This is a genomic window from Candidatus Binatota bacterium (assembly GCA_012960245.1).
GTDB lineage: Bacteria > Desulfobacterota > Binatia > UBA1149 > UBA1149 > UBA1149.
This window is the reverse complement of sequence record DUBO01000049.1, coordinates 26,846-47,732: the sequence shown is the minus strand read 5'-3', so window position 1 is coordinate 47,732 and position 20,887 is coordinate 26,846. Positions and strand designations below refer to the sequence as shown.

The 20,887-nt window shown below is 62.6% G+C and carries 15 protein-coding genes; 11 read left to right on the top strand and 4 right to left on the bottom strand.

Translation table 11 applies throughout. The annotated features are described in order from the left end of the window. The first annotated feature begins 12 nt into the window (after window positions 1–12). The 6 genes from EYQ35_08635 to EYQ35_08610 are packed head-to-tail and all read left to right on the top strand — an operon-like array spanning window position 13 to window position 7,623. On the top strand, window positions 13–771 hold the full coding sequence (locus EYQ35_08635; protein ID HIF64202.1) for a polyprenol monophosphomannose synthase: 759 nt from the start codon (window positions 13–15) through the stop codon (window positions 769–771). Window positions 772–787: 16 nt separating this feature from the next. Then, window positions 788–1,942, top strand: a complete 1,155-nt coding sequence (locus EYQ35_08630; GenBank protein HIF64201.1) for a glycosyltransferase family 1 protein — start codon at window positions 788–790, stop codon at window positions 1,940–1,942. A gap of 19 nt (window positions 1,943–1,961) precedes the next feature. Further along, window positions 1,962–4,397, top strand: a complete 2,436-nt coding sequence (locus EYQ35_08625; protein HIF64200.1) for a hypothetical protein — start codon at window positions 1,962–1,964, stop codon at window positions 4,395–4,397. Window positions 4,398–4,441: 44 nt separating this feature from the next. Then, on the top strand, window positions 4,442–5,236 hold the full coding sequence (locus EYQ35_08620) for a class I SAM-dependent methyltransferase (GenBank protein ID HIF64199.1): 795 nt from the start codon (window positions 4,442–4,444) through the stop codon (window positions 5,234–5,236). 30 nt (window positions 5,237–5,266) lie between these two features. Beyond that, window positions 5,267–6,718 carry a hypothetical protein gene (locus EYQ35_08615; GenBank protein HIF64198.1) on the top strand — a complete coding sequence of 484 codons (1,452 nt, stop codon included), beginning with the start codon at window positions 5,267–5,269 and terminating at the stop codon, window positions 6,716–6,718. Next, a complete protein-coding gene (locus EYQ35_08610) occupies window positions 6,700–7,623 on the top strand; it encodes a class I SAM-dependent methyltransferase (protein ID HIF64197.1) in 924 nt (307 codons plus the stop codon). Before EYQ35_08615 ends, EYQ35_08610 begins: the two co-directional genes overlap by 19 nt. Before the next feature lie 18 nt (window positions 7,624–7,641). Here the strand turns inward: EYQ35_08610 and EYQ35_08605 are convergent, their stop codons facing one another. Further along, complete coding sequence (locus EYQ35_08605; GenBank protein HIF64196.1) at window positions 7,642–9,345, bottom strand: hypothetical protein; 1,704 nt, start codon at window positions 9,343–9,345, stop codon at window positions 7,642–7,644. 42 nt (window positions 9,346–9,387) lie between these two features. Here EYQ35_08605 and EYQ35_08600 point away from each other — a divergent pair, with 42 nt between their 5' ends. Beyond that, window positions 9,388–10,509, top strand: a complete 1,122-nt coding sequence (locus EYQ35_08600) for an acyltransferase (GenBank protein ID HIF64195.1) — start codon at window positions 9,388–9,390, stop codon at window positions 10,507–10,509. 21 nt (window positions 10,510–10,530) lie between these two features. Here the strand turns inward: EYQ35_08600 and EYQ35_08595 are convergent, their stop codons facing one another. Together EYQ35_08595 and EYQ35_08590 are read right to left on the bottom strand one after the other, a co-directional pair. Beyond that, window positions 10,531–13,587 carry a hypothetical protein gene (locus EYQ35_08595; GenBank protein HIF64194.1) on the bottom strand — a complete coding sequence of 1,019 codons (3,057 nt, stop codon included), beginning with the start codon at window positions 13,585–13,587 and terminating at the stop codon, window positions 10,531–10,533. Window positions 13,588–13,619: 32 nt separating this feature from the next. Next, on the bottom strand, window positions 13,620–15,410 hold the full coding sequence (locus EYQ35_08590) for a hypothetical protein (GenBank protein ID HIF64193.1): 1,791 nt from the start codon (window positions 15,408–15,410) through the stop codon (window positions 13,620–13,622). Window positions 15,411–15,909: 499 nt separating this feature from the next. Here EYQ35_08590 and EYQ35_08585 point away from each other — a divergent pair, with 499 nt between their 5' ends. The 3 genes from EYQ35_08585 (at window position 15,910) to EYQ35_08575 (ending at window position 19,400) form a co-directional block, all read left to right on the top strand. Beyond that, complete coding sequence (locus tag EYQ35_08585; GenBank protein HIF64192.1) at window positions 15,910–16,668, top strand: FkbM family methyltransferase; 759 nt, start codon at window positions 15,910–15,912, stop codon at window positions 16,666–16,668. A gap of 437 nt (window positions 16,669–17,105) precedes the next feature. After that, window positions 17,106–18,386 carry an amino acid permease gene (locus EYQ35_08580; GenBank protein ID HIF64191.1) on the top strand — a complete coding sequence of 427 codons (1,281 nt, stop codon included), beginning with the start codon at window positions 17,106–17,108 and terminating at the stop codon, window positions 18,384–18,386. 183 nt (window positions 18,387–18,569) lie between these two features. Continuing rightward, the gene (locus EYQ35_08575) at window positions 18,570–19,400 is read left to right on the top strand and encodes a hypothetical protein (GenBank protein ID HIF64190.1); all 831 of its coding nucleotides are present in this window, start codon (window positions 18,570–18,572) and stop codon (window positions 19,398–19,400) included. Window positions 19,401–19,616: 216 nt separating this feature from the next. Here EYQ35_08575 and EYQ35_08570 read toward each other — a convergent pair whose 3' ends face one another. Next, complete coding sequence (locus EYQ35_08570) at window positions 19,617–19,886, bottom strand: hypothetical protein (protein ID HIF64189.1); 270 nt, start codon at window positions 19,884–19,886, stop codon at window positions 19,617–19,619. On the opposite strand from EYQ35_08570, the gene EYQ35_08565 reads away from it, so the two are divergent. Continuing rightward, entirely contained in the window at window positions 19,876–20,778 is a 903-nt protein-coding gene (locus EYQ35_08565; protein HIF64188.1) for an FkbM family methyltransferase, read from the top strand. The genes EYQ35_08570 and EYQ35_08565 overlap by 11 nt on opposite strands. Window positions 20,779–20,887: the final 109 nt, after the last annotated feature.

Genomic DNA, 20,887 nt, shown 5'->3' with positions numbered 1-20,887 from the left:
GGCGCTAGCGACATGAAAAAGATAGTCTGCATACCGACTTACAACGAGGCACCCAACGCCGCCAAGATCATTTCGGCGGTTCTCGTGGTCGACCCCGAAAACGAGGTTTTGATCATCGATGACAACTCGCCCGACGGCACCGGTGAGCTTGTTGATCGCATCGTGGCCGAGAACCCGAGGGTTCACGTGCTGCACCGTCCCGGCAAGCAGGGTATAGGCCCGGCCTACAAGGAAGGCTTCGCCCGCGCGCTGGACCTTGGCGCCGACCTCATCGTGCAGATGGACGCCGATTTTTCGCACCCGGTCGACGCCCTGGAAAAGTTCTACAAGCATATCGAGAACTACGACGTTGTGCTGGGCTCGCGCTACATCGACGGCATCACCGTGGTCAACTGGCCCATGGGGCGGCTCATGCTGAGCTACTTCGGCAACGTGTACGCACAGAAAGTACTGGGCGGCCTGCCGGTTATGGATGCTACCGGCGGATTCAAGTGCTGGCGCCGCGAGGTGCTCGAGGCTATCGACCTGCCGGGCGTGCGCTCTAACGGCTACGGTTTCCAGATCGAGATGAACTACCGAGCCTGGCGACTGGGTTACCGCCTGCACGAAACGCCCATCATCTTTGCCGACCGCAGGGAAGGCACGTCCAAGATGAACAAGAAGATCGCGATCGAGGCGCTGGTGGTGGTCTGGTGGCTCAAGCTGGCCGACTTGATGGGCCGACTCGAGAAACCCAAGCTCGTCCGGGTCGACGGCCCGGGCTCATCCTGAACGAGGCCGCGGCGACGTGCCCCGCCGCCTGCTGATACTCAACGAACGCGATCCGCGCAATCCCCTTTCGGGAGGCTGCGAGGTCTACCTGTTCGAAATCTTTTCGCGCCTGGCGGCCAAGGGGCATCACGTCACCTTGCTCGCCGCCACCTTTCCCGGCTGCTCGCGCGAAGAAACAATAGACGGCGTGCACGTACGCCGGCTTACCAACCGCTACGCTTTCTATTTCAAGGGGCCGTTGGAGGCTCGCCGGTTGGCGCGCGCGGGCAGCGTTGACGTGGTCATCGATGCGCTGTCGAAGCTGCCGTTTCTCAGCCCCTGGCTGGTGCCGGCCCCCTGCCTGGCGCTGGTCATGCACCTGTTCGGTAGGACCGCTTTTGCCCAGGCTCCGTTTCCCGTGGCGCTGGTCACCTGGCTTTCGGAAAAACTCATACCGGCCTGCTACCGCAGCACGCCCATGGCTTCTATCTCACCGAGCACAAGGGATGACCTCGTTGACCGCGGGCTGCCCTACGAGATGGTGGCCATAGTCCCTTGCGGCATAGACCACGGACTGTACAAGCCGGTTGCCGGCAGCAGCTCGGTGTCGCCGCTCATCGGTTGGCTCGGCCGTGTAGAGAAGTACAAGCGGCTGGACAACATGCTCGAGGCCATGGTCGGCCTGCGCAAGCAGATCCCCGACGCGCGGCTGGTGGTCATCGGCGACGGTGGCGCCCTCCAGGAATCCCGGCAACTGGCTACCCGCCTGGGCCTCGACGACTGCGTTGAGTTTGTCGGCTTCGTGTCGGCCGAGCGCAAGGTCGAGTTACTTGGCCAGGCCCACGTGCTCGTGAACTCCTCGGAGAAAGAAGGCTGGGGCCTGACCGTGATAGAGGGCAATGCCTGTGGCACGCCCACGGTCGCCAGCAACGTGCCCGGTCTGCGCGACTCGGTGGTCGATGGCGAAACCGGCCTGCTCTACGAATACGCCGACGTGGCGGCCATGGAGTCGGCCCTGCTCAAGGTGCTGACCGACGCCCAGCTTCGCCAGCGGCTCGGGACCGCGGCCTTGGAATGGGCCGCCCGCTTTACCTGGGACGCGGCGGCCTGCGACGTTGAAACGTTGGTGGAGCGATCGCTGCACGGTGGCGGGGCCCCGGCCTCCCTGGAGTTGCAGTCTCCGACGTTCTGAGCTTTTGCGGTAAGGGACAGTGGTGCGCGAGATTGATACAGAACAGCGCGGCAGCGGGCTCGCCTCGGTACTGAAGGCCGGGCTCGTATTCGCGGGCGCGCTGGCCTGGCTGCTGACGCTGCGCGACTTCGGCTTCCAACTGGAAGACGAGGGCCTGCTGCTCATGCAGATCGATCGTTACGCTGCGGGGGATCTCCCCTACAGCGATTTCCAGACCGGCTACACACCGGGCTTTTACGGCTTGTGGGCATGGCTGACGGCCTGCCTGGGCAACTCCACCGTGGCTGTACGCAGCTGCCTCGCGGTGGTCAACGCCGCCAGTGTCACTGCACTTTACCTGCTCGCGCGGCGTGTGGCCGGTGGATGGATTGCCCTGCTGCCGGCCTTGTTGTGGCTACTGTGGATACCGATTTATCCCGGCGAGTTCGCGTCCTTTAACGTTCCTTACCCGGCGTGGTTGTCTACCCTCGCCTGGCTGTTGATGGCGCTGGCACTGGCGCGCCCCGCTGGCCCGGGTTCGGCTGCGAGGTCGGCGTCGTTGATATGGCCAATGCTCGCCGGCGTGGCGGCCGCGGCCTGCTTTGCCGTCAAGCCCAACTCGGGGGCGCTGGCCGTGGCGGGGCTCTCGTGGTCGCTGGCGCTCAGCTGTTCTCGACCACGCGCGCTCGACACCTTGATGGCGGTTGCCGCTTCGGCGCTGGGCCTGGCCGTGGTCGCCTCGGCGCTGTCGCTTTCGTGGAACGGCGTGGAGCTGCTCGTGCACGGCCTGCCCTGCACGCTGGTGGCACTGCTCTGCGCGCGCTCGACTCGAGGCAACAACGATCCGCGCGCGGACAGGGCGGCCCGTGCCCTTCCCGTGGCGGCGCTGGCCTTCGCGCTGCCCACGCTGGGGTGGGTGCTGCCGCTCGTGGGTCGCATAGGTCTTGACGGGCTGCTGCGCGAGGTGTTTTTTCTCGGTTCCGACTTGGGCGAGGTCTGGTACTTCGGGCACACCTTGCCCAGCGGCAGGACGCTGGCCATCATGCTTGCGCTCGCGGGCCTGGCCGCGCTGGGTCGGCAGGCGCGCGCGCGGCGACTGCCGGCAGCTGTTCTGTCGGCCCCGGGTCTCCTCGCTGCTGCGGCTGCCGCGGCCGGCGGCTTGGCAAGCGCGATCGCGTGGTTGTTGTCAGCCAACAGCGGCGTGCTCATGCCCGAGTCGCTGTTGGCTTCGCTGGTGTTCGAGCTGCGGGAGGCCGCGCCCTGGTGCTCGTGGATGGTCGCGATGGCCGGTGTCGTTTACGTGTGGCGATGTCGCGGGCCGGCCCAGGCGAGCACGCTCGCGATCACGCTGCCCCTGGCGCTGGCGATGTACGTGCAGTTTTTTCCGCGTGCTGACTTCATGCACTGGATAAACGCTGCGCCGTTGCTGATGGTGGTCGCCACGGCGCTGCTCGCGCGTGTTGTTGACGACTGGAAGTCTGTTCCGTGGCCAACTCCATCGGCAGGACGTACGGCGGTTGCCGCAACAGCTGCGATAGTGGTGACAGCGGTGCTGCTGCTGGGTGCAAGTTCATGGATGGAGGTAGCCCCCGCGCGTCGCGCGCCGGTGGTCGATACGCCAACGGTTACGGCCTGGGTTGAAGAAGGCGCCGACGACGACCTTGAGGCGCTGGCCGAGACCGCCGCTTACCTGGCAGCCAACAACCAGTCCGGAAAACCCGTGCTGGCCTTTCCGGCCCTGGGCGCTGCCCTCTACGCCGCCGGCATCAAGAGCGCCAGCTCGCACGACTACTGGTACCCGGGTGGCAGCAGTCGCGAGGATGAGCAGCGAGTGGTCGCCCGTCTCAAAGAAAACCCCCCGCGCCTGCTGGTTACGCTCAACGACGGTTGGCGATTTTTTCACGGAGCGGCGGCTCACTACCAACTGCTGAGCAATTTTGCCAGGAGCCAATACAAACTGGTGGCCAGGTACGGCCGCTTCGACGTGCTGGCCTTGGAACAGGGGCGGGATTCGACGAGCGAAGCCGCCCTGCCTCTGCGCGACGTAGCCCGCCCGCCCCGCGGGCAGATGCAGGACTGCGTGGAGCCGCGCCTCGCCTTTCGCAGGCAGGCGGCGGTACGATGGATGCATGGCGTCTCACCCAAAGAGGCCTCTACCGCAGAGATACCCTCCGATGAGCGCGACGCGGTGCTGTTGCTGCGCGCGCTCAGGGACGGGGGCTCGATGAAAGCCGCGGCCTGGCTGGTTTCGGGCTATAATGACTCACGGCCGAGGGTCCGCAACGAGGCACTGGGGGCCATGCAGCAGGTACTGCGTCGCCACCGTGGGAGCCTGGACCGTTGGGCCGGTGACTTTCGCGCGGAGCATCTCGTGCCCTGGACGACGACGTTGGCGCGAGAGGCGACGAGACTGCAGGCGGACGAGGAATCCGTAGTGGCCGAGTTTGCCGCGAGTGTGCTCGCCACGTTGGAGTGATTGATAGGCTACTCGAATCCACGATTAAAGAGGAGAACGCAGCAATGTCTTCAGATAAGTTTACCGGCGAGAGGCCAGGTTGGGGAAAAGACTTCGACTACGACGAGGCCCGCCACCTGGCGGCCTATCGCCACGCGGCCGTGCTGGCCGAGGGCAAGCGCGTGCTGGATACCGGTTGCGGCGAGGGCTTCGGTACCCGTACCCTGGTCGACACCGCTGCTTCTGTGGTCGGCCTTGACTATTCCGAGCAGGCCATCGAGCAGTGCCGCCGCGCCTGGGGGCGTCCCGGCCTCGAGTTTCACCGTGTGGACTTGACCGAGCCCGGCAGCTTTACCGACACATTTGATCTCGTGATCAATTTCCAGGTGGTGGAGCACATAGAAGATCCCCGGCCGTTTATTGAAGGCCTGCGAGCCAGGATCGCACCGGGTGGCTGCCTGTTGCTGACCACTCCCAACCGTCTCACGACTTTCTCCGAAAACCCCTACCACGTGCGCGAGTACACCGCCGACGAACTCACCGAGTTGCTGTCGGGCGTGTTCTCCAGCGTCGAGATGTCGGGCACCTTCGGCAACCAGAAGGTCACCGATTTTGATGCGGGCCGTGAAAAGGCGGTCAAGCGCATCATGGCACTCGACCCGCTGGGACTGCGCAAGCTGCTGCCGTCGTCGCTGATCAACTTTGCCTTCGCCAGGCTGTCGGTGCTCGTCCGGCGACAGGCCCGCGGCAATATCGACGGCGGCGCTGGTGGTGGAGATGGCATAACGATAGACGATTTTTCGATAGGCAGCCATGACATGGACAAGGCACTCGATCTCGTTGCCCTCTGCCGTCCCTGAGGCAGGCAGAGCGGGCGGTGAGGGACCAGCTTGCAACGAAGTGAACAGGTAACACGCGGCGCGTGGATGGGCCTGTTGGTGCAGGCGGCGGACAAGATCCTGCCGGTTGTCATCGTCCTTTACCTGGCCCGCGCCATCGACCCCGAGTCTTTCGGCGTCTACAGCTTTCTCGTTGCTTATCTAGCCCTGTTCCAGGTCGCGGTTGAGTACAGTCTCGACGCGGTGCTGGTCAGGGTCTTGAGCCAGCAGTCCGAGCCATCGCCCGCTACCTTGCACGCGGGGCTGGGGCTGAAGTTGTTAATGTCGTTGGCGGCGGCCGCTGTCGCGACCTTGTGCGTGGGCCCCTTGTCGGGTGGGCGCGTGCCGCTGGATCTTGCCGCCTGCGCTTCGCTGGGCCTGCTCACGGGGTTGGGTGGCGCCTACCGTTCCTGGTTTCGCTCCAATCTCGAGATACCGCCGGTGCTGGCCCTGGCCTCTGCGCGGGCCTTGTTGCTGGCGGTGGGCGTGGTGGTGGTCGTGCAGGCCGGCGCGGGCCTTCGTTCTGTTTTCCTCGTCATGGCAGCGGCCAATCTCGTGGTGTTTGCCGGCGTGGCGCTGGCCGTGTCACGCGAGCTCAAGCCACGTTTTGTTTTCGACCGTGGGCAGTGGGGCCTTCTGCTTCGCGGTGCGGTACCACTGTTTTTTAATGGCTTTGCCATCATGCTCGGTCTCAAGGCGGGACAGGTTTTGCTGCTGTCGATGCGCGGGCCGGTGGAAACCGGAATGCTGGGCGCGGCGTCACGCGTGGCCGAGGCCTTCAGCCTGTTGCCCGAGGCCCTGATGATCACCGTGTATCCGCTGATGGCCTCGCTTCATATAAAGAGCGACGGTGGGGCAGGGCAGCCAGCGGACACGCGGCTGGAAGAGACTGTGGAAAAATCCACGCGCTACCTGCTGCTGGCCATCGCCGTGCCGGTGGCCGTGTGCATGGTGGCCGGTGATCTTATCATGGGCCTGTTGTTCGGCGCGGGTTATGCCGAGGCCGGCCCGGCGCTGTCGTTGCTGGCGGTGATGGCCCTGCTCAGCGCCACGGGTACCGTGGTTACCTACCTGCTTGTGTCGGTGCACGCCGAGAAAACGCTATATCGCAACACGATGGTCTTCGCGTTGCTCAACGTCGTGCTGTCGTACTTTTTCATCACGCGGGCCGGATACATGGGTGCCGCCGTTGCAATGATAGTCAGCAGCGCCATGTCGCAGGTCAGTCTTGCGCTGCTGCCCCCCACGCGCGCTTATACCCGCCTGTGCCTCGCGGCGGCCTTGCGGCCTACGCTGGCGGTGGCCTGCGGTGTCGCGGCCGGCCTGCTGGCGGGATACGGCAGCCTGGCGGCGGTGGCATGGTCGGTCGTGGCGTGCCTGCTGGCGCTGCTTGTCCTCAGGGTGTTGACGGCTGAGGATATCGCCTTCATACGTAGCAGCCTGCGTTGGGGCCAGAAATCGTGACCGAATTTTCGACCAGCTCTTCGTCTGATTACGGGGCCGTCTGCAAACTCTGCGGCTGCCAGGACACCGTGCTTTACCACGAGCAGGGCTATCGACGCCTACTTTCCTGCCGGGGCTGTGGCTTGTTGTTTGCCCATCCGCTGCCCGACGAAAGAGAGAAAGAAGAGACCGAGCGACAGGCTTACGTGGGCGAAGTACTGCCCGAGGCGGCCGAGTTCTTTGAGAGCTGCAACGCTGATTTTGTTGAAGATGAAATCGTGCGCGGGTTTCGCCGCGTGCTCCGTCTGCTGGAGCAGGGGCGCGGTCAGGGTCGACTGCTCGACGTTGGGGCGGGAACTGGCCTGTTCATGCACCTGGCACGGCAAAAGGGCTGGCAGATCAAGGGGCTCGATCTTTGCGAACTCAGCCGCGAGAAGGCGCTCGCCGAATTCGGCGTGGAGGTAGACGTGGGTGACTTTTGCAGTGCGCCCTACCAGCCTGGGAGTTTCGACTGCATGACCATGCTCGATGTCCTCGAGCACTCGCTGGACCCGGGGGCGTTTCTCGCCCGCGCGCTGGAGTTGCTCAAGCCCGGCGGGCTGCTTTACGTGGCCGTGCCCAACCAGCGTTCGCTGTTGGCCACCCTGGTTGATCGCTGGATATGGCTGGGCTTACCCGCGAGGCGCTGGTTTCTCGAGCGGCTGTACGTGTCGCCACATATTTTTTATTTCCACCCGCGCTTGCTCAAGCGTGCCCTCGAGGACGCCGGCTTCGAGGTAGTCAGCGTGCGCGGCGGCAACGTGTACCTGGGTCGCTACCGCCTGCCATGGTGGATGCGCGTGCCGCTGGAGGTGATACTCAACCTTGGCACCCTGGTCGGTCGCAGCGCGCGCATACAGGTGCTGGCCAGGCGGCCGGTGGACTGACGCCGGGTTTCGCTCAGCTCAGCGCTCGCGCTCAAGCAGCAGCACTTCTCCGGCAGAAGGCGGCAGCCAGCGCTGCCACTGGCGTCGGTCAGCTACCCGGTAGCCTTCGAGCGCCGTGAAGCTCACCACCCAGCGGTCGTCTTCTACCCACCACCAGCTTTTCTTTTCCGGCGACCTGCCCGGGGTGGCCTCTTCTATTGTGGGCCAGCTGCGCTCGAGTGGAGCCAGCCGCCAGCCGTTGTACTCAACGCCGCCGTCTATTTCGGTCGCTGCTACGCCCCGGGTCTCCAGCTCCCCGAGGAGCTGATGGCGCGCGCGGTTCCACTGCATGTAGTCGTGGCTGCCGGCCACCGAGTAGAAGGTCATCGCGGCCAGTAGCGCGAGCGACAGGCCGGTGGCCGGCGTCCGCCTTTGGCTGTCGTTGTCGGCCATTGCGAGCAGCGCCAGCACGAAAGGCAGGGCGGGCAGAAGGTAGCGGTCAAAGTAGAAGTCGGCCTGCAGCAGGCTGCCGCCCAGCAGCAAGGCGGCCGCCAGTGACAGGAGGCAGCGGGCTGGAGTATCAAGCGCTTCACGCAGGCTTAAACGGGTGGGCAGCAGGCGGACGAACAGCAGCGTCGCCAGCAGCACCGACGCGGCGCTGATCGCGGTCCTGGCGGCAGTACTGCCATCAAAAGGCGAAGCCATGCCGAGGAACAGCGTGTCCCTGAGGGTAAGCGCACCCGTGCCGCCGGCGTGAAGCAGGTTGGGCAGCGCAAATCCCGCGCCGGTCCTGGACGCGAACAGGCAGGCGGCCACTGTCAGCAGCAAGCCGGCAGGCAGGCCTATGCGCAGCAGTCGGTCTCGGCTCAAGCTGTTCCGGATCACCATCGGCGCAGCCAGCAGGCCGAGCGTGAGCCAGGCCCGCAGCGCGACGTCGGCAACCCGCAGCGGTGAGGCCGAGGCTATGTCGCTGAGTCTTATCGCAGCGCCGGCTGGTGCGCCTTGCCAGTTGAGCAGCCAGGCGTAGTAGGCCACGACGCTTGCCAGCGGCAGCAGCAGGCAGCGCGCGGCAGCGGCCACGCGCGTCAGGCGACCCGGAGGAAAGCGCCAGGCGGTGGCCGTGGCAGCTACCGCAAGCAGCAGCACGTTCTGTCGCATGAGTACGGCCACGACCATGACGGCCGCAGCGGCGAGCAGGGAGCCGGGTTTGTCGTCCTGCAGCCCGCGCAGGTAAAGCAGCGCTGCCCAGAGGCACAGCGCCAGGCAGGGGATTTCGGTCATGAAGGTGAAAGACAGTCCGAAGTACAACGGCGAGAAGGCCAGCGTGGCGGTGGCCAGCAGGGCCGAGTTGCGCGCAGCGGGGGCGCGCGAGCCTGATCTGCTCGAAGAAGAGCAGCGCGCCAGCAGCAGGTGGAACGCCAGCAGTCCCGAAGCGGCGAACAGCAGGGTACCGAGGCGCAACAGTTCAAAAGAGAAACCGCCCGCGAGGCACACGAGCGCACCCCAGGCGGCGTGTGCGAGCAGGCTGGGGGCGGCCCAGGGCAGCAGGTCGAGTCGGCCGTTCTCACAGAGGCTTTTTGCCGCCCAGGCGTAGGCCCAGTCGTCGCCCAGGGCGAAATCGCCGGCTGGGCCCACCAGCACCACGGCCGCGAGCCAGGCGAGTGTCAGCAACAACGGCGCGGTCCGGGGAAGGCTCGGGGTATTGGTTTCTACTTGCACGGCTTCAGTGTGATACGGCTGCAGCGCCTACCTTGCTATACTATACGTGTCCTTGCGCTTGGGTTCATGCTGTGGCTGTTGCGGCTGCTGGATCGACCGGGTGCGAAAGGGGCTATTGACGTGGAAGACGAACTGACAACTGGCCGCGCAGTGGCGGATCGGACGAACTTGCGGACGCCCGAAATCGACTGGCTCAAGGGCCTGGCCATACTCGGTGTCATACTCATTCACGCGGCACCGCTCAGGGGCACCGTCGTGCACGAGTACCTGGTCAACAGGGCGGTGCCGGTCTTCCTGGTGCTGTTCGGCATGAACGCGGCCACCTGGTGGCGGCACCGTAGCGGCGAGCCCTTCGTGGCCAATCTGCGCCAGTGGTACGTTTCGCGCTTCCACCGACTGGCCCTGCCCTGGTGGTCGGCGTTGGCCCTGTGGTGGCTGTTCTCTTTTGCATACGCGACATCGACTACCCCGCCTCCGGCGCCGCGTTTCCTGGTCGTGACTTTTCTGGGCTACGCGCCCTGGGTGGGGACCTCGTGGTTCGTCACGCTGGTCATCCAATTCATCGTTGTGTTCCCACTGCTGTACTGGCTGCTCCTGCGCCTGGGGCCTGTCGTCGGGGCTGCGTTGGCCGGCCTGGTAACCGTGGCCAGCCACCTGCTGGTGCTGCACGTACTGGGCTTCATGCAGGCCTTGCTGCTGCACTCTGCCCCCGAGGGTGGCTTTTACTACATGCACATATTCGGTCTGCAGCACTTGTGGCCGGTGGCCTGCGGGGTGTACCTGGCTTCTGCCAATTGGCAGGACGGGCCACGCTGGCCTGGCGCCGCCGCGGCGGTGTGGCTGGTCGGGGTACTGCTTCACTCCACCATGGCCGACTCGAAGTTAACGGCCGCGGCGCTGATGCACCTGCTGGACGTGCCGCTGACCGTGCTGCTGCTACGCGGGATGGCGATCTTCAAGCGAATGGCCCGCGGGGGCAACCTGTTGGCTTGGTGCGGTGAGCACAGCTGGGGGATTTATCTCGGGCAGATGGTCGTGCACACTTCGTTGTTGGCGGTGGGCTGGTGGGGGCCGCTCGAGGAAGTCGTCTTGCGGCGCTGGGCCTACGCGGCCGCGCTCACGGTTGGAGCGGTGGGCCTGGTAGTCATGGGTAACGCCTTGCGGCAGCTACGGACAGTCCGTGACTGACCTTCCACTTGGGCCGGGAGATCAGTCCAGGCGCCGTCGCAGCATGGCCAGGGCCCGCCCCGCCATTTCGCTCACGTCGGTGTCCGAGTCCAGTTGGGCAAGCGCCAGGTGATCTGCGTGGCCGGCGTTTCCGGTTCGCCCCAGCGCCCAGGCGGCGGCCAGTCGAATGGCGGGATCTGCGTGACTCGACATCGGCACCAGTTCGGCTGCTGAGCGGGGTCCACCGTAAACCGAGGCAAGCCAGATTGAGCTCTCCAGCCTCGGCCCCTCGCCGCGATGTATCATGTCGGCGAGCAATTGGTCGGCTTCGAGAGTTTCTTTCAGCAGGTCTTCGGCCACGCGCATGACCATCCTGTCGTCGAAGATCATCAGGTTATAAGCGGTGTTCAGGAGGTCGGACTTATTTGCGCAGCCGTAGCGCGCCATCGTGCGCAGCGCGAGCATGCGCAGGGTGAGGTTGCCGTCGCGGGAGATCGCCGCGAGCGATGGCCTGCAAACGATCTTCCGGCCTGGCGACGAGTGCTCCAGTGCCTCTGCTCCCAGCGTGATCGCGTAGTAGAGCAGCGGGCGTTTAGTTTCGGGGCGGTTCAACCACTGCAAGGAGCGAGCGAGTTGATGCGTGCTGAGATCCTGCAGCTCGCTGTCGTTTTCGGTTTGCAGGCGGCCGAACCAGAAGGACTCGTTGACGTGGCGCGCAGCCATGGCGGACAGTACTCTTTGCGCCGGCAGCGCGATGGCTGCGTCTGCTGAGTCCACGAGGCTCAGCAGATCCGGCGCAGAGTCGGCGGCCACGCCTCCCCCTATCCTGCGCAGCGCCAGGATGTTCTCCCGGGGCGACAACAACCCCCCGGCCACTGCGGCTACAAGATTACGCGCGACCGTTTTGTCGCGGGCGTACCTGTAGGCCCACACCACCTGGTTTCTCACGGCCCGGTCGGGGTCACCGAGCAGCTTGCTCAGCGGCGGGTAGTCGCTGCCCAGGTGAAAACCCTCAAGCTGTTTCACCGCCTCCAGTCGCACCGCGGCGTCGGGGTCGGTCAGGCGGCCCTTGAGTTCCTGGTCGAGTTGGTCGGGCAGGGCGGCTTCTATGCTGCTGCGCGGCAGGTCGGGGCCATCTCCCGCCGGCCCCAGGGTCTTGTGGGTAAGCACAACGTAGCGGCCGAAGCGGGCGTAAGGACGGTAGTTGCTTTCGATGTAGTGCTGCAATTGGAAGTAGTAGAGGGCCGCCTCCGAGAAGAACAATGGGTGCCAGTGGTAGACGACGACGAATCTCGGTGGCGCCGCGTCGAGGTCGGAGATGACCTCGGCCTCTACCTCGCGGCCGGGCCAGCCGGGAAAGAAATAGCCGTGGCGGGTTGTATTCGGGCGACCGGCCAGGAACGAGACCACGTCGAGTGACGGAAAGGTAAAGATACGTTCGTCTTCGGTGGTGTTGTTCCTGACGAACTTTACCAGGGCCGACAGGTCGCCGTAGGTGGCGGCTGCGCCCACGTTGTTCCATATGGGCGCGCGCTCTGAAACCAGCCGCACGGCTTGCGGTCGCGAGGGCAGGCCGCCGTCCAGGTCAACGATAGCGCCCAGCGAGTGGCCGGCCCTTATAGCCCCGATCGCGAACAGCGGCGCAAAAATCAGCGTGGTTATGGTCGCCGCGGGCAGCCGGCTGCCGCGGCCTTGCTCCCAGCGCCTGGCCAGGCCCTCCAGCAGCACCACCCCGAGCAGCAGCGACACCGGGGCCGAAGTAACCCAGTGCATGAAGTCGGTCCTCGGGTAGATCTGCATGTAGAGAAAGACGGCGCCGGTGACAAGCACGGTGGCGTTGAGCGAGGGCGCCCGACAGTCGTCGTCGGTGCCTATGCTGCGGGCCCACACCCACAAGCCCAGCCAGTGGGCCAGGATGACGGCTACAAAGGCCGACGGCTCCACTACCGACATGACCGCGTTGTAGAAACCCTCGGGCATTGGTCGGCCGGCCAGCAACAGGCCACCGGCAACACTTGCCAGCGCGGCGGCCAGCAGCAGGAACATGTCGGTAGGCATGACCCGGCGTGCAACCCGGCGTGGCAACGCGCGCGCGAGTATCACCAGGCCCAGGCCTGCCAGGGCACCCAGCAGTACCGGGGGGTGCGAGATGAAGTAGAACTTTTCGAAGTCAGCCCCGAAGAACAAGGCCCGTTCGAGAAAACGCTGCGGGCCCAGCATGCGGTAGTAGTAAATCATCCACGGTGCGTTGACGGCCAGGAAAGACAGCGCGAGGGTGGCAGCGCACATCACCAGCGACGGTATTTTTCCCTCGGGCACGGGCACCACTGCGGCCCTCCACGCTACCAGCAGTGAGGCCACGGCAGCCGGTGCGAGTAGTATCCAGAACTCGCGCAACCCGGCCCTGCCGCCGAACACCACCGCCAGCCCCAGCAGTATGGCCAGCCACCAGCCCCACCACAGCAGGCGGTTGAGCCTGACCTTCCATCCAACGGCATCGGGTGCGCCCTGCATGGGCAGTACGGCCAGCGTCACCAGCGACGCGGCCGCCAGTTGAAACAGACCCACGTTGGGCTTGAAGGCAAAGTTGATACCCGCCAGCACGCCCGCCAGCAGCAGCCAGCGCAGGCCCTTGCCCTCGCCGAACTTGAGCAGGGCGAGCATACCCCCCAGCCACAGCGGCACGTTGTACCACACCGGGTAGGGGATGTTGGAGGAGGCAAACTGGCCCGGGTGGATGGGTACGGAGGCGAGGTAGAGCAGGGGCGCGGCCAGCGACAGCCAGCGTCGACGGGTGAGCTGCCAGCCCAGCAGGTAAAGCAGCGCCATGGTGACGGCCAGCGTGGTGGCCAACACCCAGCGCCCGGCCAGCAGGGAGTGTCCCGAGGCTTTCATGATGGCGCCGTGCAGCAGATAAACGCCGGGCGTGTAGCCTATGTGGAAATCCTGGTAGAGACGGTCGCCGGCGGCAAAGCGCGACATCTGCGATACCAACGCGCCCTCGTCGGCAAAGTTGATGCCGTAGTCTACGAAGGATCCGAAGTACAGGAGGCCGAGCGCGAAGCTCAGTATGGCCATGCGGTATGGACGGCTGGTCATGGTCGTTTTGATTCTACCCTATTGGCTCTCGGCTACTGCATATATCCGAGGGCGCGGAGCTTTTCGTGGGTTATCGGGTCTATGCTCGTGGGGGCGGTCTTCGTTTCGTGCTCTTCGTTACGTTTTCGGTAGCCGTTGACCGCTTCGTGGTAAGCCGCCACGAGATCGGCTTGCGATGCGGCTATATCGCGAAGCTCGCCGGGGTCCGCCCTGCGGTCAAAGAGCTGCCTCGCACCGGTGGCCGCCGACTCTATGTAGGTGTAGCGTTTGTCCCTGAGGGCCAGGCCGTCGTAATTGCAGTTCATAAATTCCAGAGCTGCGATACCGCTCTCTCCGGGGGCTAGCCCTTTGCAGGAGTTCATATTTTTGCTCAGTTCGCTGAAGACCGGGTTGGCTGAGGCACTTGTTTCGACCAGCGGATTTTCTATCAAAGGCGTGAGATCGCGGGCCGGCGCGTTATAGAACGGTGGTGGTATGCCGGCCAGCGCGGCTACGGTCGGCCCCGCGTCGGCCAGGCCCACCGGCACCGACACGCGCAGGCCGGCCGGCACGCGTCCGGGCAGCCTGAAGATCAGTGGTACCTGCAGGGCCTGGGTGTACAGGGTCTCACCGTGGCCCATATAGCCGTGCTCGCTGAACTCGTCGCCGTGGTCCGATGTTATGACCAGCAGGGTGGAGTCGGCCAAGCCCAGCTCGGCCAGCTTAGCCAGGAAGTCGCCAAGCTGGCGGTCCACGGTCCAGGTCTCGGCGTCGTAAAGAGCTTCGATTCTTGTCAAGTCACTGGGAGCCAGAGCGATCTTTCCTGCGTTGTACGCAAGTTCGACCAGTGGATGGTAGGCCTGCTCGAACCTACCTTCATAGCTTGGCGACAGGCGGAGCAATAACAGCTGGGTTCGTTCGTCGCGGGCGGGAGCGTAGGGCGCGTGCACTTCGTAGGTGTGCACGAACATAAAGAAGGGCCCGGGCGGACGTTGCTTCAGCCAGTTGGCTGCTTTACCGAAGGTGACCGATCCTGCCCCGGGGAAGAGGTCGTTTTCGGTGACCTCCGGGCCATTGTCATAGCTGTCGAAGCCAACGTCAAAACCATAGGCGCTGCTCACGAACGCATTTTCGGTGAACGCTACTGTGCGGTAGCCCTGTTCCGCGAAAGCCCGAGCCAGGGTGGAGGTGTTTTGCGGTATGCGGGCGTCCTCGCCGGGCAGCAAGCCGTGCTGACTTGGAGTCAGGCCGGTAAACAGGCTCGCGTGGGCGGCGAGCGTATTGGGAAATGGTGACCAGACCTGCTCGAACAGCGCTCCCTCATGGGCCAGGCGGTCGAGGTTGGGAGTCAGGTTGCGGCGGTTGCCGTATACCCCGAGCCGGTCGGCCCTGAGCGTGTCGAGCGAGACCAGTATGACGTTGGTCGCCGGGGTGGTCGTATCGAACAGGGAGTCGGTCGCTGCGGAGCATGTCGCCAGCGGTTGGCCCCACAGCGCCTGCGAAACGGCGTCGCCGCTCAAGCGCAGGCTGAGCGTTTCAGGGGCGGGGCTGGGCAGCGTGAACTCCAGTTCGCGCCAACCCCAGGTTGTCCCGGTCTCCAGCTGGGCGAGCAGGATCTCTTTGTCATCCGGGTACAGACCGAATACGCTATAGATTGCCGTTGCCGTTTTGCCCTGGTTAGCCAAGGGGACACGAAGTCGGCAGCCGGCCTCAACGTCGATAGCGAGCACGGCGAGTTCTTTTTCATCCAGCACGGGCCTCGACTCACGACCGGAGAGTTCGTTGCCGATAGCCGTGCCGACCCGGTAAGTGCGCAGGCTGTCCGGGGAACCACAGGCTGACATAGTAAGGCTCGCTACCAGTAGCAGTGGCACGGTACAAAAGGGTGAAGCCGGGGTTTTGCCGTTTTTTGTAGCGTCGCGTCTTACAGAGCCCAAGAGTTATTTTTCCTCCTAACTGATGCCCAATGCCTTGAGCCAATTTTCCGAAGCCAGGACGGCGATGGAAATATTTTCCTTCGAGTTTCGCCAAGCACGCTCGGCGAGAATAGTATGACGCAAGCTACTATCTAACGCTATTGACTTGGAGTTCTTACGGTTCGGGCGCTGAAGTAAGCGAGCCGCCTGGCGAGGTCCACACCAGGGGCGCTCGAAGAATTGCTCGTCGACGAGGCGCACCAGCTCCTGGTTCGCCGAATCTTGATCCAAAAGACGATAGCTAGCTTAACATCCTGTCGGAAACCCGGTGCAACCTATTGGGCGTATTGGCGGGCTATTGATTACATTCCCCTGACCTGTATTGTACGGGCTGGGTGTCTGAGGCTTGAGGAGGAAATTGACAGCTATGCGCTACGACCAACACGCGGTTCGATTCGGGGAATCGGCGATGGCTAGATGGGTAACGGTTTCACTACTACTCGTGTTTTTTGCCGCTGCCGCGGCTTGCAACAGGGATATCCCCGTCGACGATACTATCTTGGAACAGGAATCTCTGTATTCCCAAAATAACGAAGAGGTTATTGTACGACATTTCTTCCAAGACGCTGCTGACGGTTTTTTCGTCGACATCGGCTCCTACCAATGGAAGGCCGCGAGCACCACTTACTACTTGGAAGAACATCTTGGCTGGTCGGGAATCGCTGTGGATGCACAGGAGCAGTACAGAGCGGGCTATGAAAAGAACCGCCCCAATACCAAGTTTTTCAGCTTCTTCGTGTCAGACCAGTCCAACCTGAAACAGCCTTTCTTTCTTGCGGGGCCGGTCTCTTCCCATTCTAAAGAACACGTGAAGTTGTTCCCACGATTCGCGGAGGCAATTGATGAACTGACTGAGATCGAGGTTGAGACGATAACACTGGATGACCTGCTGGCGGGCAACAATGTATCCGAGATAGATTTTCTCTCTGTTGACGTTGAGGGCGTGGAGAGAAAGGTTCTCGACGGATTCAGCATCGGCAAGTACAAGCCTGGGCTTGTATGTGTTTCTGCCGGGATTGATGTCAGGGAAGAGGTACTGGGTTACTTCGAAATCAATGATTACGAAGTAATTAACCAGTACGAGGCCTACGATCCTGTTAACCTGTTTTTCCGGCCAGCCCGCTGAATGCGTCCGCTGGAACGGGCACGGCTGATCATACCCTGGCATGGAACATTAAGAGGTGGATCCCATGTGGGGCAGCCGAGGCATCCCACGAGGCTCTGTTCCCCGCGAGGGTGATCACTATAGCCTTCGTCCTGACCGGCGCGTTTTGAACGGCTGTGCCCGATGTCAAGCCTTGCCGCGCTCGTCACCTGTAGCCTGAGTGTTGAAGCAGTATTAGTTCTCGGGAGCACGCGACCTGATCATTTTTGACCGCACTGTGCCGCCGGGTATCCGTTGGTGCTGGCGACCTGCATAGACAGGGGCGGCGTATTGTCTGCCACTCCCTTAATAATTTACACTTGGCGACCGGCGAAGTGCTACACTGTGGGTGCCGGTGTGGGTTCTGGTTGATCTGGCCCGCTTGCCGGCTTTCTTGGAACCCTTTCAGCCGAACAGAGATGTCTCATTCCCCAGTTAAAAGACTTGGCATGACCAGTGCCGCGGCCGTGGTCATGGGCAACATGATAGGGGCCGGCGTGTTCACTACTTCGGGTTTCGCGTTGGCCGATCTCGGTGATCCCAACATCGTGCTGGTGGCCTGGGTAGTGGGCGGAGTGCTGGCCATGTTCGGCGCGCTTTCCTACGGTGCGCTCGTGCGCCGCATGCCCGAGTCGGGTGGCGAGTATCTCTTTCTATCGAGAGCCGTGCACCCCGCCGCGGGTTTCATGGCCGGCTGGGTGTCCCTGCTCGCCGGTTTTACCGCCCCCATTGCAGCAGCGGCGCTGGGCCTGCAGGCCTACGTGGCCTACTCCTTCGGTGTCACCGTGCGCCCCGAATGGATAGGCACCATCGCCATACTGGCAGCGGGCCTGATGCACGGCTTACGCGTGCGAGATGGAGTCCTGCTGCAGAACATCGCGGTTGGTCTGAAGATGATAGTGATCGGCGGCTTCCTGGTATACGGAGCGTTCGCGCTTCCCGATCTACCGCCAGCGCTGGCGCCGGTTCCCGCCTTTGAGCTTGGAGCTTTCGCTGTTACCCTTGTGTGGATATCTTTCGCGTACTCGGGATGGAACGCAGCAGTTTACATTGCCGAGGAAGTATCAGACCCGGAGAAGACGATTCAGCGTTCGCTTATCCTCGCCACCGCCACGGTTACGGTGGTTTACCTCGGGCTCAACGCCATTTTTGTTTACTCGGCACCCATCGAGATGTTGGCCGGCAGGGCCGAGATCGGCGCGGTCGCTGCCGAAGCGCTCGGCGGCGCGCCTCTCAAACGCGCGGTGTCGGCCATCGTCGTACTTGCCCTCTTTACTTCGATTTCTTCGATGATCATGGCTGGTCCCAGGGTCTACGCGAAGATGGCAGACGACGGCTTGTTTCCGGCGTTCTTCAAGGCAGGGGCCAAGTCGCCGGGCGCCGCGGTCGCGCTTCAGACCGGCCTCGCGTTGGTCGTTCTATGGTCCACCGGCCTGGCCCAGTTGCTGGGCTACATAGGCTTCACCCTGGGCTTGTCGGCCGCCGCTACGGTGGGGGCATTGTTGAAGATCCGCCTGCGCGAGGGTGCCGAGAGGGTTCCCATACCGGGTTTCCCCTGGGTGCCGGGTATATTCATAGCGTCCACCCTGCTTATTGCTGGTTTCATGGCGGTGAGGGAACCGATGCAGGCGGGGCTGGGGCTGCTTACCGCGCTGGTAGGACTGCCGCTTTACTTTTTTGCGAAACGAAGAGCTGCTTGAGTCGTGGCTGGGCCCGTGGGAAGGTTGCAGGGTCTGTCTTACAGGAGATTGTAAATGCACTACGAGTGCTCCCTGCCGGAACAACGTTTATGAAAGACAACGAGAGCATTGTGATCGATGTGTCGCGCGAACGCCTGGTGATGACTCACAACCCAGCTGGATACCTTAAGAGAGTCCTCTAAGATGAAAAAGATCTCCACACAAAAGATTCACCTGGCCATTCTCCCGATGTTGGCCCTTACGCTGGCCTGCACGGCTCCGACCATCGAGCGAATCAATCTTGACGACTACGAAAGCAAGGTTTTTTCGCAACACGGGGAAGACGGAGTGATCGAACAGATCTTCGAGATCATCAAACCCACTAACAAGTACGCGGTCGAGTTCGGCGCGTACGACGGTGTGACGATCAGCAACACCCGCAAACTGATCTTAGACGGCTGGGCAAGTTTCCAGATCGAGGGGCACCCCTACCGCGCGAAATTACTAGCGAAAGAATATGAGGACAACCCGAAGGTCACGACGTTGGAAGCGTGGATTTTCCCGGGCAATATCGAAATTCTCTTCGAGGAAGCCGGGGTTCCGAAGGACTTAGATTTTCTCGTCATCGACATCGACAGTAATGACTACTACGTCTGGCGGGCGATCCAGTCGTTCCGACCGAAGGTGGTCATGATCGAGTCCAACGCCTCCTTCCCTCCGCCCGAGCTGGCAGTGATAGATTTCCACCCATTCAACTATTGGGATCTGACTAACTACGTCGGAGCTAGCTTACAATCGATGTACAACCTGGCAAAGACAAAGGACTATGAATTGATTCATGTCATGCGTACTGGGCCCAACATCTTCTTCGTAGACAAGCAGTATTACGATCTCTTCGGCATAGAAGACAATTCGCCGGTCAAGATGGCGCGCCCACTCGTACGCGTACTGGGAGACGAGAAAAGCTACCCAGAAGAGAAGAAAACATTGAAGGTCGATGCCTTTGAGATAGAAAAGAAGTGGATCGAACGGTGATAGAGGGTGACTGGTTACGCGCCCGCGCGGCCAAGGCTGCTCCCCCCGCAAGATTACTTTGCCAATGGCCGTGTAAGGCATACCCCCGCCATGCGGCCACGCAAGTCAGGTCGGTGACCCCCAACTGATTGGAGCGGGTCGCCGTGAAGTCGCGCTTCACCAGGTCGGCCGGCCGTGCCTGCGACGCATCGGCCCATTCCAGGCCCATCTCGCGCATCAATCCCTCCACCGTGTACAGCGTGCCACTCCGATCTCTTCGCGGCTGAGCTGTTGCCATACCTTGCGCACGCCGTACACCCGGAAGGTTGCTTTCCAGGCGCGGCGGATCTCCTCGCGCAGCTTTGTATCTCGATGCGCACGCACAGGCAGTCGCGAAGGATCAATCCCTCGCGCCTTGCGCTCGTTGTGTATCGATGGGGCAATCGGCAACTGCCGGCAGATCGGCTCGACCCCATATTGGCCGCGGTAGTCGTCGATGAACGACATCGTCACTTCTGTCGGCGGTCGCGTGGAAGTGTTACAAATATCGGGCTACAGGAGATTGCAGATGGGGAAGGTTTTTTCCGTTACATCATTAGCGGTGTCATTGATGATCGTTGTTGCTGGTTCAGGCTGCAAAGAGGAAGTGCCCGCTCCCTCCGCGGTTGGAGAACCCGTGGCAGTTGAAGAGTCGGCAGCCGAGTCGGTTGCAGCGGAAGCCACCAAGCCCGCAAGGCGGGACATCGTCAATACTGCGAAGAAGCTTTACTCGCAGTTTGACGAGGAACTCTGCATTCGTGACTTCTTTCAGGACCGTCGCGACGGTATCTTCCTGGACGTGGGCTGCGCCTTTCCGCAGCGCAACAGCACGACGTTTTATCTTGACAAGCACCTGGGGTGGACGGGGATTGGCGTCGACGCAGTGGCTGAGTACGCGAAGCACTGGGCCAGCCATCGACCCGGCACTAGGTTTTTAAACCTGCTGATCTCCGATCACTCCGACACGGAGGATACTTTCTATCGAGCGGCCTGGTGGGAAGTGTCGTCGGCAAAAAAAGAGATGGTCGAAAAGCCCGGCGGTCGTGACAAACCCTACAATTACACGGAGATCAAGGTTCGTACCATAACGATCGACAAGCTGCTCGAAGACAACGGGATTGAGAAAATTGACTTCATGTCAATGGACATAGAGGGCTTCCAGATGACAGCGTTGGCGGCGTTCGATATCCAGAAGTACCAGCCCGAACTGGTCTGCATAGAGGCCTATAGGCCCGACCGCCCCAGGATAAACGCCTGGTTCGAAGAGCGTGGCTACAAGCGTATTGATCGCTACCTCAAGCATGACCACATCAACTGGTACTATACGCCTGCTGACAACCCGGCCCTCCTGATTGAATAACGGGTCCCGGGGCCCTGCCTTGCGGGCCCTGCCGTAGGTGACGGCCAAGCAGCGTCGGTTTCGCTGTTACTCGATATAGATGTAAAACTGCGTTGCGTTTCCGGTTCGA

What these genes read in the sequence shown, in the direction of transcription:
- EYQ35_08570 (HIF64189.1), bottom strand. Translation starts at nt 19,886, where the DNA reads ATGTCGTTCATCGACGACTACCGCGGCCAATATGGGGTCGAGCCGATC.
- EYQ35_08600 (HIF64195.1), top strand. Translation starts at nt 9,388, where the DNA reads ATGCTGTGGCTGTTGCGGCTGCTGGATCGACCGGGTGCGAAAGGGGCT.
- EYQ35_08575 (HIF64190.1), top strand. Translation starts at nt 18,570, where the DNA reads ATGAAAAAGATCTCCACACAAAAGATTCACCTGGCCATTCTCCCGATG.
- EYQ35_08595 (HIF64194.1), bottom strand. Translation starts at nt 13,587, where the DNA reads ATGACCAGCCGTCCATACCGCATGGCCATACTGAGCTTCGCGCTCGGC.
- EYQ35_08580 (HIF64191.1), top strand. Translation starts at nt 17,106, where the DNA reads ATGTCTCATTCCCCAGTTAAAAGACTTGGCATGACCAGTGCCGCGGCC.
- EYQ35_08585 (HIF64192.1), top strand. Translation starts at nt 15,910, where the DNA reads ATGCGCTACGACCAACACGCGGTTCGATTCGGGGAATCGGCGATGGCT.
- EYQ35_08565 (HIF64188.1), top strand. Translation starts at nt 19,876, where the DNA reads ATGAACGACATCGTCACTTCTGTCGGCGGTCGCGTGGAAGTGTTACAA.
- EYQ35_08590 (HIF64193.1), bottom strand. Translation starts at nt 15,410, where the DNA reads ATGTCAGCCTGTGGTTCCCCGGACAGCCTGCGCACTTACCGGGTCGGC.
- EYQ35_08635 (HIF64202.1), top strand. Translation starts at nt 13, where the DNA reads ATGAAAAAGATAGTCTGCATACCGACTTACAACGAGGCACCCAACGCC.
- EYQ35_08620 (HIF64199.1), top strand. Translation starts at nt 4,442, where the DNA reads ATGTCTTCAGATAAGTTTACCGGCGAGAGGCCAGGTTGGGGAAAAGAC.